Genomic DNA, 11,918 nt, shown 5'->3' on the forward strand with positions numbered 1-11,918 from the left:
ATTTCCCGCAAAAATGTGAGCCTGTTTTGCATACGGAAATACTAAAAAGCAAAGACGCCGTTTCAGCCTAAAAGACAACCTTAATCTTCGGCAAGCGGTAACACACTGCGAACACGCAGGCCCCCGAGCGGGCTGCGGTCGAGATGCAACTGGCCGCCATATTCGCGAACCGTATCCTGCACGATGGCAAGCCCCAGACCTGTGCCCGGCTTGGTTTCGTCCACGCGGCTGCCGCGTTTCAATGCGGCCTCCATCTTGTCGTCCTCAAGTCCCGGCCCGTCATCCTCGATCACGATTTCAAACTGCCGTTGCCCGCCCATTGCTGCCCCAACGGTGATATTCACCCGGCGGCTTGCCCATTTTCCGGCATTTTCAAGAAGATTGCCGATGATTTCCTCAAGGTCTTCCTTTTCACCGGCGAAGATCGCGTGCGGGAGATCATTGCGCAAGCTGACATGCAGCGCAGGGTTAAGCTTGGCGGTCACCCGTTGCATGCGCTCCATCACCGGCGCGACGGAGGTGCGGAACACCACACTGTCCCGTTGCGCCGCTATGCGCGCACGTTGCAGATAATGCTGGATCTGCACCTGCATGGCCTCGCTCTGCTCCTGCACGACGCGGCCCTGATCGCCGCCGATGGCGCGGCCTTCATTGACCAACACGGACAGCGGCGTCTTGAGCGAATGAGCGAGGTTGCCGACCTGCGTTCTCGACCGCTCGACGATTCGGCGGTTGTTTTCGATCAACGCATTCATTTCGCGGGCAAGCGGCGCAATTTCCATCGGCAGCGAAGCGTCGAGCTTGGATGAACGCCCCTCGCGAATATCGGTGAGCGCCTGACGCACCTTGTCCAGCGGGCGCAGGCCGAACAGGATGATGGCTGCATTGATGAGGATACTGCCAATACCGAACACCGCAAGATAGGCGGCAAGCTTCGTCCTGAAATCGGAAATCTCGTTCATGACTTCGCTGAGATTGCCCATCACGCGGAAGCGGGCCACCCGGCCCGCATTATCCAGAACGACTTCCGTTTCGACGATGAAAAGCTCTTCGCCATTAAGTCCCGGCAGGGAATAGCTGCGCATGAAGGAACTGTCGAAAGGCGCCTGTGTGATCGGCATTTCCGGGACAATGCGCCCAATCAGCGACGGCGATTCCAGCTTGCCGCTCACATTGGGGGCGAGCGGGTCCACCGACCAGTACCAGCCGGAAAGCGGGCTTGAATAGCGCAGTTCACCCAGTTCGGGACGTCCTTGAAGCACGCCTTCCGTCGATACACTGACAGCGCCGACAAGGCTGAACAGATGCGCGGTCAGAAGCCGTTCAAAATTGCTGCGGGCGGCGTCGCTGTAAAGTGATCCGATAAGCGTCGCGACCACCACCAGCGCGGCAATCACCCACAGCGTCGACAATGTGACGACGCGAACGGCGAGAGAGCGAAGCGATGGGATGACGCGAAAACGCTTCAGTTGTCGTTCCCCTTGGGTTCAGCTCCGGTATCGGAGCGCATACGATAACCCATGCCGCGCACGGTCTCGATCAGATCGACACCCATCTTCTTGCGCAGGCGTCCGACGAAAACTTCAATCGTATTGGAATCGCGATCGAAATCCTGATCGTAGAGATGCTCAACCAGTTCCGTGCGGGAAACCACTTCGTCCATATGATGCATGAGATAGGACAAAAGCCGGTATTCATGCGAGGTCAGCTTCAGCGACACGCCGTCAACACTGGCCTTGGAGGTCTTGGTGTCGAGATGCAATGGACCGCAGACGATTTCCGACGAGGCATGACCGGCAGCACGACGAATGAGCGCACGAAGCCGCGCCAGAACTTCCTCCATATGAAAGGGCTTGGCGACATAATCATCCGCACCGGCATCAATACCGGCAACCTTGTCGCTCCAGCGATCACGGGCGGTCAGCATGAGCACAGGCATGGCACGGCCGTTGCGACGCCAGCGTTCCACGACGCTGATGCCGTCGATACGCGGCAGTCCGATATCGAGAATCACCGCATCATAGGGTTCCGTATCGCCCAGAAAATGGCCCTCTTCGCCGTCATAGGCGCTATCGACCACATAACCGGCGGCAACCATCGCATCGGAAAGTTGCCGGTTCAGGTCCTTGTCGTCCTCAACAATCAGGATACGCAAGCGGGCTGTCTCCCTTCAAAGGATCAGATGCAACGCAAAAGCCGGTCTGTTTCTTCCAACGCAAACCGGCTTCTAGAGCGGCTCCTTTAAAACAGAATCGTGGAGCCGCTCTATCTATTTGTTTTACGCATTATCCTGCGCAAAACCGCTTCGCACTTTTGCTGGAAATGCTCTAAAACCCATGCCGGGAATTTTATCGATTGGGCACAGCCACTTCGACCCGACGCGGACGTTCACCGTCGCGACCGGGGACCAGCACGACGACAACGCAAACCGGCGCACCGTTCTGGGTGGAAGGGGTGGCCTTGGCGAGCTGTCCGCCCTGTTTGGCCGCAACCTGTTCGCCCACGGCGGCGCAGTCGCTGGCAGCGGCGATCAGAAGATTGGAGGTCTGCGGCGCAGCAATCGGCATAGCGCCAGCATCGGCAATGCCGCCGACGGGCAACAAGCCAAAACTCACCGCGAGCAGCGCGAAAACTTTGAGTGCAGAGTTCTTTTTCATCATGCCGCCTTGTATAGCGCGCGACAGCTGAACGATGCATGAACAGCCTGTTCCCGCTATAGACCTTAAAGAATATTTTCCCTTAGCTATCACGCTTTGTGAAATTATGAAATGCGCGATGTTGCCCTGATACGGCCGAATATCGTAACAATTCCAGCGATTGCAGCTGCCAGTTGCAGTAAAACATCCGTTAGCGCGCCGTGATCTATCGTGCCATCCGCGATCCCGAAAGCGCCCGCCAGCCCCAGAATGATCGAGACCAGACCCGCCCAGACTGTGCGGGAAAGATACCAGGATTTGTCGTCCGTCATCTCGTTTCTCCAGAAATTATAGGCCAGCCGCCAGATTGAGTATAGCCGTATCACCGGCACCGATTTTCGTGCTGACCATCGCAACGCGGAGCTCGAACGCACCGGCACCGACGTCTGCGGTGCGAATCGCCTTGGCATAGGTCCAGGACGCTGTTGCCACTTGTTCGCGCCGCACAACAGCGCCATTTTGCCAGACCTCAACCGCGTAAAGTTCGCGGTCCTCGCCGAGCGGAATGTCTTCGCCAAGCCAGCTGTCGGCGTCGATCCGCCCGCGCCGCGTCCAGCCAAAAGCGAGATCGCCATTGGCCGCACGGTCATACTTCAAATGAACCGGGCTAAGCGGCGTCAGCCCGCGCAGACCGCCGCTCTGCCGGACCGTTTCGAAATAGGCATCGGAGAAAGTCTTGCCCGCCGTTCCGACACGCCAGTTGAGTTCAAGCCCCAGTTCGGACGCAGATAGCCCCACCCCGCTCACAGCCATATCCAGAAGGATAAACGGCGTCTCGACCGGCTTGTCGGCCAGAGCCGCCGCTTCCGTACCAAGCTGCCCGCGCAACAATCGCGACAAACGCCAGCGATTGGCCCCGATTTCGTCCGCATCGAGAAACTGGAATATTTCCCAATCCCCATTAAGCGTTTGCAACAGTGCGGTATTCGCTCCGTTCAAAATCTGCGCCAGCGGACGCGATTGCAACTCACCCGCATAGAGCGTGACCTCAACCGAATGCCCCTCCTGCAAACGCCCGCTCGGACCACCGGCAAGCGGCGCGACCAGTTCGCCCATGACCGCCCGTTCGGTAATCTTCGCCCGCTCGGCAAAACCTTCAGCCGTTGGCGATGCATAGACCGCGACACCTCGCCATGGCTTGGCATGGGCTGCGATACGAAACCGGCCTGCGGGTTCCTCCGCTCCAGGCCAGAGCGGCAGATCAACGAGATGAAACACCGGTTTCATGTCGATAGCGGGCCCGCCCGAAACAGCTTGCGGCGTCTCGCCCCGGTCCGCAAAGATGATGTTTGGAGCAAGCGCCGTCGTCCTGACGGAACGCACCGAACCGTCATCAAGGCCGGTTACGACATAGTCACGCGCGCCGCCCAGCATATCGAGGCGCAGCCGGTCGCCGACGTGAAGCGCCGCCGCAGACCATGGCAGCGAAAAGGATGCCGTCCGCCGCTCGGCAAAACGGCGCGCCATCCAGCTTTCAGCCAGTGCCGTCGCCTGTCCCTGCTCCATCGAGCCGGATAGGCTGATGCTCTCGCTGCCCTGCCCCTCGTCCCGTCGTACTGCCGCGCCGACAACCTGAAAATTCCTCAGCGGGTCGCTGCAATAAAACTCGACCGTCGCCGGCAATGTGCCCGCATCTTCCAGTTCGGCGGTGAGCGCGTTGCCGTCATCCGGTTGCACCAGCATGTCACTGATCGCGACCGAAGACGACGCCCGCGCTATGCTTCTGAAAACGAACTGGCCCGCCTGCTCGAAACCATGCACGCCGAAGACATTCAGCAGCGGCTCCAGCACGCCGCGCGCTGTCGATGCTTCCGCGATGACGAAACCGGCGAGATAGCCATCGGCCTGCGAACATTCAGCCTGTGGCAGACCAAAATCGGCAAGGATCGCCGCAATCAGCTCATCCAGCGCGACACCGCTCAGACGCCCGTTCAGCCAATGGCCGAGACGCCAGTTTGCGGTATCGCCCCAGATGCTGCTGCTGAGCGGAAATTCCGGAAAAGGTCGCGTGTCCCACGCCCAGAGATAGATGCGATCCATATCCAGCATCGGCCCGCCATAGACAGGCGACACGGCATTCGCCGTTGGCCAGTGCTGGTAATGGGCGCGCAAAAACCGCTCCATGGCGGCATCGGAACGTGCACCGTTTGAGAAATACGGCGTCGCATTTTCCGACGATTTCGGGTCGGGAAAAACATTGGGCTGGTTCGGCCCCTTGTCCACCGCCGGGCAGCCCAGTTCCGTAAACCAGATCGGTTTGGATTGCGGCACCCAGCCGGTCGGGCTCGTCGCTTCAGTCCCGTCGATGCGGTTGAAATGTGGATTGCTCCACCAGGCGCGAATATCCTTGTAGCGATAGACCCATGGCTTTCCGGCCAACCCGTCGGTGATCGGCGTGCGCTGCCGCGCGCCGCGATTGCTGTCGCTGGCATAATACCAGTCATAGCCCTCGCCCGCCTCGATCTGGCTCGTCAGCCCGGCAAAATCGTAAGGTCCGTCGAAACCGTCCGGATTGCCGCCATCGAGATCATCGTCGCGCCAATCGGCGAGCGGCATGTAATTGTCGATGCCAATGGCATTGATGGCCGGGTGCGACCAGAGTGGATCGAGGTTGAAGAACAGATCGCCTGTCCCGTCCTGCGCCTGATAACCGAAATATTCGGTCCAGTCCGCGCCATAGGTGATTTGGCAGGCGCTGCCCAGTCGCTGACGCATCTCGGCTGCCAGCGAACAAAGGCTCGTGACGAAGGGAAAGCTGTCGCGTGCATCGCGAATGCTGGTGAGGCCGCGCAGTTCTGAGCCAATCAGGAAAGCGTCGACACCGCCCGCCTGCACCGCCAGATCGGTGCAATGGCGCAGGAAGCGACGATAGCCCCATTCGCCTTCGACAAAGGCCGTGACCTGTTCTGCCGCTGCTGGCGTCTTGTCGGGCGTGCCCAGCAGACCAATGGCGGGATGACAGGTGATGCGCCCGCGCCACGGATAGACCGGCTGCCCGACGCCGTCATAGGGCGATGGCAGCGTGTTGCCCGCCGGAATATCCATCATGATGAACGGGTAGAGCGTTACGCCCAAACCCCGCGCCTTGGCATCGCGGATGGCAGCGATAACGCTTTCGTCCGATGGCGTACCGCCATAGGCCGACCCGCTGCCATTCATCGAGATGAGATGCGCGGCAGAGCGCGCAACATTTTCCACCTTCCAGACATGGCTGGGCTTGCGCACCGAAAGTTCGGTCACGCCGGGGCGGATATGGCAGAACCCTGCCCTGAGATCGTCGCCAAACCATGGCACCACAATCGCGACATGGCGGAGACCCGGACAAAGCGCCTGCAATTCATCCAGCGCGGCCGACCAGTCGCTACGGGCGCGGACCGCATTGCGGTTCAGCGACCGCGTGGTTCCCGGCACCGGCTCGTCGGTAACGGGATCGGGCATCAGCCCGAATTCCGTCGAACCGGGAATAAGCGCCACGGCGCGCAGATCGCGCGCGACCTTGCCCACCGGCCGCACCACTTCGAACTCGAATTGCGGCAGCCGGTTGCCAAAACCGTCGAGCGGGATACGCTCGAAAACCACATAGGCTGTGCCGCGATAGGCGGGCGCGTTGCCGGTGCCCTGCTTGGCCTCGATCAGCGGATCGGGCTGCTGCGCGGCGTCACCGCGATAGACACGCATTTCAATGTCGGTGAGATCGAGTTCCTGCCCATCGGCCCAGACCCGACGAATGAACGCGATCTCACCTTCGGCCACCGCATAAGCGGCATTGCCGAAATAGCTGTAACTCGTGACCTTCGGTCCGCCCTTGCCGCCCTGCCGTTCGGTGGTTGCGCTTTCCTCAAAACGGGTCGCCCAGATCAGCGTGCCGGAAACGCGGGCCGTACCGTAGATGAAAGGCAGGCTGGCACCTTCCTCTGCCGTGACAACGCGACCGCTGGAAAGCCTTGCGCCTTCGCTGTGGCGGGTGGAATTGATCAGCGCCGTGTCGATGCTATAGCCCGCCATGGCCCCAAGACCCGCGCCGATTGCAGCGCCAACCGGACCGAATATGCCACCGATGGCAGCACCAGCGGCTTGCAGAACGATTGTCGCCATGGGTCAGTCTGTCCTTTCGGGGAAAATGAAAATGCCGGCAATCCGCCTGCGCCATTGCGGCACCAGCGCCGAGGCCATAACGCCATGGCCCTCATAGGCATGGATAAACCGGTTCTCGCGGCCCATGATGCCAAGATGTTTCGCGGCCACATCGGCCCGCCAGCGAAAGACGATCAGATCGCCCGGCAGCGCCTCGCGGGTCTCGCGCCGCGCCATGTGCCGGGACGCGGCATCAAGCAGCCGGTCGCCCGCTGTCACCTCGCCCCAATCGGGCGCATAGGCACCGGCGTCTTCCGGCTCGCAGCCATAGAGCGCCCGCCAGATGCCGCGCACCAGACCGAGACAGTCGCAGCTCACGCCAAGCGTCGAAGCGCCATGCCGATAGGGCGTGCTGAGCCACCGTTCGGCCTCGATCAGAACCCGTTCGGCAATCGTCATTGGACCAACGCGCTCCCGTCATATTCCTGCTCGCCGCTGACATAGCTATAGGCGGCATCGTTGCCCGGCAGATGCGGGAAGCCACGAAAATTGACGCCATTGGAAAACTTGGCCTTGCAGGTGACAAAGCTCTTGTCGCAGCCAGCGACCACGCGGAAACTATCGCCTGCCGCAATCGGCAGAACCGGCGGCTCGCTGAGGCGCAAGGTGGTTCCGCTGTGATCCAGCACGCGTATTTTCGCGCCGACATTACTGCCGTTCATCCAGGTGAGATAGCCATTCGCGAACCAGCCCGTTGCGAAACCGGCAAGACCGGTCGCTGTCACTTCAGCACCATTGGCGGTCACCACCACGCCATCCGCAAAATAACGGGGGTCGCCGAGATTCACCCCGCAGCGCCCGTCACCCAGACTGGCATCGCACAAGCGCATGATCCGCCTGCCGCGCACAGCGTCGAACAGGGCCGCAATGCCCTTCAGCTCCATGACGAAGCTTGCACCCGAACGGCTGATTTTCGCCGCCGTCCAGCGGCGCAACAGCATGTGCTGGTCCGGGGCCGACCAGTTCACCAGATAGACTTCTATCGCCGCACCGTCATAGCGCCCGTTTTCGATATCCGTCTCACTAATCTTCGCGGACGACAGCGCGCCTTCAACCTCGCCACCCGCGATGGAAAGGCCAAGCGTGGTCGAGGCCTCGGAACTGCTCAGCCCGGTCTGCGGTTCGCAGGCGACGCCATTGACCGTGAGTGTCCGGTCGTGATCGGTGAAGCCCATAACCAAACCGTCCTGACGGCGGATAATCCATGCGAAGCAATGGGTTGTCACCTCGCCTTGCAAATGTGATTCAAGCGCTGCCGGAACCGGGATCATGACTTCACCTCAATGATCGGAATGGATGGAATTTCACCAGCGCGAAACGAGGCGATGCTGGCTGCCAGGCGATCCGTGTCGAAACGCACGACCACATCGAACAGGAACCCAGCCGTCACCACAGCGCCGACGCCCGGCACATAGCTTGGTGTGAACGTGATCTGCCCGGTCGCAAGATCGACCATGAACGCCTCGCCTTCATCCATGCGCGCGCCATTGACCCCGACCGTCACCGATCCGGCGACCGGACGCGTCACCGGGCGGTCGTAGCTCTCATAGCTCTTGATGAGCTGGAAGTGCGGTGTCGCGCCATCTCCGCTGCCCAGTTTCTGATCGAGATAGGTCGGCGGAATATTGCCCGGCGCGGATGAATAATCGAAAGGATCGCGAAACCGGAACGCATAAAGCGACCCGCGCCGCGCCTCGAAAAAACCCAGCACAGTTTTGAGATCATCAAGCGAACGCAGACCCGTGCCGACATCGAAATGACGGCGGGAATGCGCCCAGCGCGCATTGCGCTTTTCCAGCCCCGAGGTGAGCGTGACAATCTCGTTGCGCCATTCCGGCCCGCCGGTTGCCCCGAAGGAAACGCCGAGCGGAAAGCGCACATCATGAAAGGCGTTCGTCATGTTCACAATCTCCTTGCGCCGCGGCGCACCGCACCCGCCAGCATGGTCGAAAGCTGTGCCTCGGATTTTCTGAACGACGATGCATCGGGCGATGTCATATTGAACACGACCTGCACCGGGCTGCCGCCGCCGCCCGTCGCAACGCCAAGACGGCCATCCGCCCCACGCGCCAGCGGGAGGATCGCTTCCGCACCTGCCTCACCAGTGAGGCCGAGCGAACCGGACCCCATGCCGAAATAGGTCGGGCTGGACACGACCCCACCCTTGGCGAAAGGCATGATCGAACTGATGCCGCTCGTCAGCCCGCCAATCGCCGAGGAAGCAAGACCTTGCAGCGGCTGCAAGCCTGCCGATAGGGCCGAACCGGCCAGACTGGTCGCGAGGCTGCGCAACACATCCTCCAACCCCTGACCGGAGGTGATCGCGCCTTTCAACGCCGAAGTCAGGCTTCGACCGAAACTCGACGAGCGCTTTTCGAGATCGGTCAAGGCGCGGTCGAACGCGCTTGTATCCGCATCGACGGATACGGTTACGGTTTCGTCTGTCAATTAAATCACCTGTCGGGAAAAGCGCGCATCAGCGCATCGAGCGCATGGCGCGTGGGCGCGTCGCGCTGCGGCGTAAGCGGTCCGAGTGCCGCCGAAAGTTCACGCGGGGTCATGGACCAGAAAGCCTGTGAGGAAAGCCGCAGCAAACCGAAACCCGCCCGCATCACCTCATCCCACGGGAAAGGCTTCGGCGAAGATTCCGATTCAACTGCGGCTCTCAAGGGTTTGGCGGAGAATCGCTTTCCGGCTTTGCAGATGTGCCGAATGTGGCGGTCAGGAGTGCGGCGACCACGCTCGCGAAACCGGCGGCACCGCCTTCGGCCCGCATATCGGCGACATCTTCTTCGCTGACGGCATGACCGCCGCCGCGCAGGCCCGCACAGAGAATACGCAACATATCGCGGGCCGACAGCCGCCCTGTCGAAAACCGCGCAATCAGTTCCGAAAGATTATCCGCTTCGAAAGCTGTTTCCAGCTCGGCAAGCGCGCCCAAAGTGAGACAGAGAATCCAGTCGCGACCATCGAGCTTTGCGGCAACCTCGCCGCGATGGCGGTTGGCCATCATAGGACGGCACCGAAGGTCATATAGCCCGCTGATTCCAGCGCAATCTCGAAGGTCATTTCGGCGTCGTGATCGCCGCCATATTCCAGTGCCGTAATCTGAAACGGCCCGGTGACGGTGCCAAAATCCGGCAGTACGATCTGCCAGTCAACTATTTCACCGTCAAAAAACAGATCGCGCACCAGAGCGTCCGATCCGGCATCCTTGAAAATACCCGACCCGCTGACCGAAACGCGCTGCACACCACTGCCCGCCAGAAGCTGACGCCAGCGTCCGGCAGAATCCGCGTCGGTTACATCGACGGTTTCCGCATTGAAGGCAATGCGCTTGGTGCGCAGACCCGCGCATGTCTCAAAGCTGCCATCACCGCGCGCCGTCTTGAGCAAGATATCCTTGCCTCTTTGAGCCGCCATTCATTTCTCCTGGATGAGAGCACATCCCGAAAAGTGTGAAACGGTTTTCGGACAAGATGTGCGTAAAAACAGATGGTTAGAGCGCCGATCTGATAAAATCAGATCGAAACGCGCTCGATAATCAAAGGCTCGGTCACCGCGCGATAGCGCATGGTGCCGAGATAGCTGCCGAGACCGTCCGTGTTGCGGGCGATCACTTCGGTCAGCATGAGATTGACGAGATGATGCCCATCCACCGTAACCGGCGGCCCCTCATCAAGGCGGCTCGCAATCTTCGCGGCGATGTCCAGCACGCGCTTGCGCCCGCTTTCCTTCGCCCAAATCTGTATGTTGACGAAATGCTCGTCGCCCTTTTCGCTGGCCGTGCTCCAGTCGCGGCTGGATGTCTCGCCAAGCGTCACATAGGGGAATGGTGTTTTCGGCGGCACATGGTCGTAAATCCGTTCGCCGCCGAGTGTTTCTTTCAGTCCGTCGTCGTCTTTCAGGGCGTCAAAGAGCGCCCTCTGTAATGCTGCCGCTCCAAGTTCCATCCGGGTCCCCGCTGGAAGTTACCATTTTAGCGCCAGCACTCTGCGCAAGCGCCTGTCTGTCGAAAATCAGATCGTCGCTGACGGCCAAAGCCTTCCAGCGCAGCGCCCGCACCAGCCCCTCCGCCGTCAGCTTCATCGCAATGTTCATCGTCCCTCCTCGACCGCCAGGCAGACGAGGTAACGCCCGGTCTCGTCCGGGTCATGCACCGCGCTGAGCCGGAACAGACGTGCGCCCTTGCGCAGCCGCATGGCGGTTGAAATATCGTCGCGAAACCGCAGCAGGATGCGGTGCGTTACCTGTGGCTGCGGTCGTGTGCCGAAATCGCGCTGCCCGACCGAAACGGGTTCGATGCGTCCCCAGACCGTCGCGATTTCCACCCATGCTTCAGCATAACCGCCCATACCGTCGGCCACCGGCTGCAACATTTCCAGAGCCAGCTCCGCAGTGAGCTGGCCCGGATCGATGAAGAGCACATTGTTCATAGAGAAATCCGTCGCCAGCCATCGACCATCTGGTTGACCATCGGTGGAAAGGACACCGCCGCGGAACCAGCATCGACGCCTGCGCGCGATTCATAAAGATGGGCGACGAGGCTCAGGATCGCCTGTTTCAAAACCTCCGGCACCGTATCGGCAGTGGTGCCGAAGCCCGCCACGAAGTCCACCTCGATGCCGCAGAAGGTCGGGGCGTCGGGATAAGGCGCCATATAGAGACGTTGCGGACGACGGCCAAGCTGCAGCTCGAACTCCTCCGGCGCGAAGCTGATTGCCGTGCCGTCTGCGCGGTAGGCGACCACTTCGGTCACGGCTGAAACCGGATATTTGAACAGCGCCAGACGGCCCGAACGCGGCCAGCGATCCACGCGCAGCCGCCAGGTCTGGTCGATCAGCGCGAGGCCGGTTTCGGCTTCCACCAGTTCCCGCGCCGTCTTGATCAGGCGCTCCAGAATGGTGTCTTCGCTTTGTGTCGAGATACGCAAAAATGTGCGTGCGTCTTCGATCGTCACCGGCTCGACTGCCGGCGGCGTGACAAGAAACATTGTCATGGAATTTCCCCTAAACGATAACTTTCAAATCAGTCAGTTACACTCAACGCCCTCTACAAGTTTCACCTCTCGCGAGCGCAAAACCACCT

General features: G+C 60.6%; 16 protein-coding genes. All 16 read right to left on the reverse strand.

Going from position 1 to position 11,918, the window contains the following annotated elements; translation table 11 throughout:
- Positions 1 to 80: 80 nt before the first annotated feature.
- Positions 81 to 1,412: an ATP-binding protein gene (locus tag FIC94_RS10850; RefSeq protein WP_235891991.1), complete on the reverse strand. Its 1,332-nt coding sequence runs from the start codon at positions 1,410 to 1,412 to the stop codon at positions 81 to 83.
- A 53-nt stretch (positions 1,413 to 1,465) separates the two neighbouring features.
- On the reverse strand, positions 1,466 to 2,155 hold the full coding sequence (locus tag FIC94_RS10855; RefSeq protein WP_140024869.1) for a response regulator transcription factor: 690 nt from the start codon (positions 2,153 to 2,155) through the stop codon (positions 1,466 to 1,468).
- A gap of 193 nt (positions 2,156 to 2,348) precedes the next feature.
- Positions 2,349 to 2,657, reverse strand: coding sequence for a hypothetical protein (locus FIC94_RS10860; protein WP_109368603.1), 309 nt, complete (start codon positions 2,655 to 2,657; stop codon positions 2,349 to 2,351).
- Between the two features lie 104 nt (positions 2,658 to 2,761).
- On the reverse strand, positions 2,762 to 2,968 hold the full coding sequence (locus tag FIC94_RS10865; protein WP_140024870.1) for a hypothetical protein: 207 nt from the start codon (positions 2,966 to 2,968) through the stop codon (positions 2,762 to 2,764).
- A gap of 16 nt (positions 2,969 to 2,984) precedes the next feature.
- Positions 2,985 to 6,791 (reverse strand): baseplate multidomain protein megatron, encoded by a 3,807-nt coding sequence (locus FIC94_RS10870; RefSeq protein WP_140024871.1) that lies wholly within the window; start codon positions 6,789 to 6,791, stop codon positions 2,985 to 2,987.
- A 3-nt stretch (positions 6,792 to 6,794) separates the two neighbouring features.
- Positions 6,795 to 7,229: an NlpC/P60 family protein gene (locus FIC94_RS10875; RefSeq protein WP_140024872.1), complete on the reverse strand. Its 435-nt coding sequence runs from the start codon at positions 7,227 to 7,229 to the stop codon at positions 6,795 to 6,797.
- Positions 7,226 to 8,101, reverse strand: coding sequence for a phage/gene transfer agent baseplate hub protein (locus FIC94_RS10880; protein WP_140024873.1), 876 nt, complete (start codon positions 8,099 to 8,101; stop codon positions 7,226 to 7,228). The genes FIC94_RS10875 and FIC94_RS10880 overlap by 4 nt, the downstream gene beginning before the upstream one ends.
- Positions 8,098 to 8,730 (reverse strand): DUF2460 domain-containing protein, encoded by a 633-nt coding sequence (locus FIC94_RS10885; protein WP_140024874.1) that lies wholly within the window; start codon positions 8,728 to 8,730, stop codon positions 8,098 to 8,100. Before FIC94_RS10885 ends, FIC94_RS10880 begins: the two co-directional genes overlap by 4 nt.
- Before the next feature lie 2 nt (positions 8,731 to 8,732).
- A complete protein-coding gene (locus tag FIC94_RS10890; RefSeq protein ID WP_140024875.1) occupies positions 8,733 to 9,278 on the reverse strand; it encodes a phage tail tape measure protein in 546 nt (181 codons plus the stop codon).
- Between the two features lie 5 nt (positions 9,279 to 9,283).
- Positions 9,284 to 9,442 carry a rcc01693 family protein gene (locus FIC94_RS10895; RefSeq protein ID WP_371830903.1) on the reverse strand — a complete coding sequence of 53 codons (159 nt, stop codon included), beginning with the start codon at positions 9,440 to 9,442 and terminating at the stop codon, positions 9,284 to 9,286.
- Between the two features lie 53 nt (positions 9,443 to 9,495).
- Positions 9,496 to 9,843: a gene transfer agent family protein gene (locus FIC94_RS10900; protein ID WP_235891993.1), complete on the reverse strand. Its 348-nt coding sequence runs from the start codon at positions 9,841 to 9,843 to the stop codon at positions 9,496 to 9,498.
- Positions 9,840 to 10,253, reverse strand: coding sequence for a phage major tail protein, TP901-1 family (locus tag FIC94_RS10905; protein ID WP_140024876.1), 414 nt, complete (start codon positions 10,251 to 10,253; stop codon positions 9,840 to 9,842). Before FIC94_RS10905 ends, FIC94_RS10900 begins: the two co-directional genes overlap by 4 nt.
- Before the next feature lie 98 nt (positions 10,254 to 10,351).
- Positions 10,352 to 10,783 carry a DUF3168 domain-containing protein gene (locus tag FIC94_RS10910; RefSeq protein WP_140024877.1) on the reverse strand — a complete coding sequence of 144 codons (432 nt, stop codon included), beginning with the start codon at positions 10,781 to 10,783 and terminating at the stop codon, positions 10,352 to 10,354.
- Complete coding sequence (locus tag FIC94_RS10915; RefSeq protein WP_140024878.1) at positions 10,743 to 10,931, reverse strand: hypothetical protein; 189 nt, start codon at positions 10,929 to 10,931, stop codon at positions 10,743 to 10,745. The genes FIC94_RS10910 and FIC94_RS10915 overlap by 41 nt, the downstream gene beginning before the upstream one ends.
- Positions 10,928 to 11,266 carry a phage head closure protein gene (locus FIC94_RS10920; RefSeq protein WP_140024879.1) on the reverse strand — a complete coding sequence of 113 codons (339 nt, stop codon included), beginning with the start codon at positions 11,264 to 11,266 and terminating at the stop codon, positions 10,928 to 10,930. Before FIC94_RS10920 ends, FIC94_RS10915 begins: the two co-directional genes overlap by 4 nt.
- A complete protein-coding gene (locus tag FIC94_RS10925) occupies positions 11,263 to 11,829 on the reverse strand; it encodes a head-tail connector protein (RefSeq protein ID WP_140024880.1) in 567 nt (188 codons plus the stop codon). Before FIC94_RS10925 ends, FIC94_RS10920 begins: the two co-directional genes overlap by 4 nt.
- Positions 11,830 to 11,918: the final 89 nt, after the last annotated feature.

The organism is Ochrobactrum teleogrylli (assembly GCF_006376685.1).
GTDB lineage: Bacteria > Pseudomonadota > Alphaproteobacteria > Rhizobiales > Rhizobiaceae > Brucella > Brucella teleogrylli.

Coding starts and splice junctions, on each gene's coding strand:
- FIC94_RS10865 (WP_140024870.1), bottom strand. CDS start 2,968: ATGACGGACGACAAATCCTGGTATCTTTCCCGCACAGTCTGGGCGGGT.
- FIC94_RS10905 (WP_140024876.1), bottom strand. CDS start 10,253: ATGGCGGCTCAAAGAGGCAAGGATATCTTGCTCAAGACGGCGCGCGGT.
- FIC94_RS10880 (WP_140024873.1), bottom strand. CDS start 8,101: ATGATCCCGGTTCCGGCAGCGCTTGAATCACATTTGCAAGGCGAGGTG.
- FIC94_RS10860 (WP_109368603.1), bottom strand. CDS start 2,657: ATGAAAAAGAACTCTGCACTCAAAGTTTTCGCGCTGCTCGCGGTGAGT.
- FIC94_RS10870 (WP_140024871.1), bottom strand. CDS start 6,791: ATGGCGACAATCGTTCTGCAAGCCGCTGGTGCTGCCATCGGTGGCATA.
- FIC94_RS10910 (WP_140024877.1), bottom strand. CDS start 10,783: ATGGAACTTGGAGCGGCAGCATTACAGAGGGCGCTCTTTGACGCCCTG.
- FIC94_RS10885 (WP_140024874.1), bottom strand. CDS start 8,730: ATGACGAACGCCTTTCATGATGTGCGCTTTCCGCTCGGCGTTTCCTTC.
- FIC94_RS10925 (WP_140024880.1), bottom strand. CDS start 11,829: ATGACAATGTTTCTTGTCACGCCGCCGGCAGTCGAGCCGGTGACGATC.
- FIC94_RS10915 (WP_140024878.1), bottom strand. CDS start 10,931: ATGAACATTGCGATGAAGCTGACGGCGGAGGGGCTGGTGCGGGCGCTG.
- FIC94_RS10920 (WP_140024879.1), bottom strand. CDS start 11,266: ATGAACAATGTGCTCTTCATCGATCCGGGCCAGCTCACTGCGGAGCTG.
- FIC94_RS10900 (WP_235891993.1), bottom strand. CDS start 9,843: ATGATGGCCAACCGCCATCGCGGCGAGGTTGCCGCAAAGCTCGATGGT.
- FIC94_RS10875 (WP_140024872.1), bottom strand. CDS start 7,229: ATGACGATTGCCGAACGGGTTCTGATCGAGGCCGAACGGTGGCTCAGC.
- FIC94_RS10895 (WP_371830903.1), bottom strand. CDS start 9,442: ATGCGGGCGGGTTTCGGTTTGCTGCGGCTTTCCTCACAGGCTTTCTGG.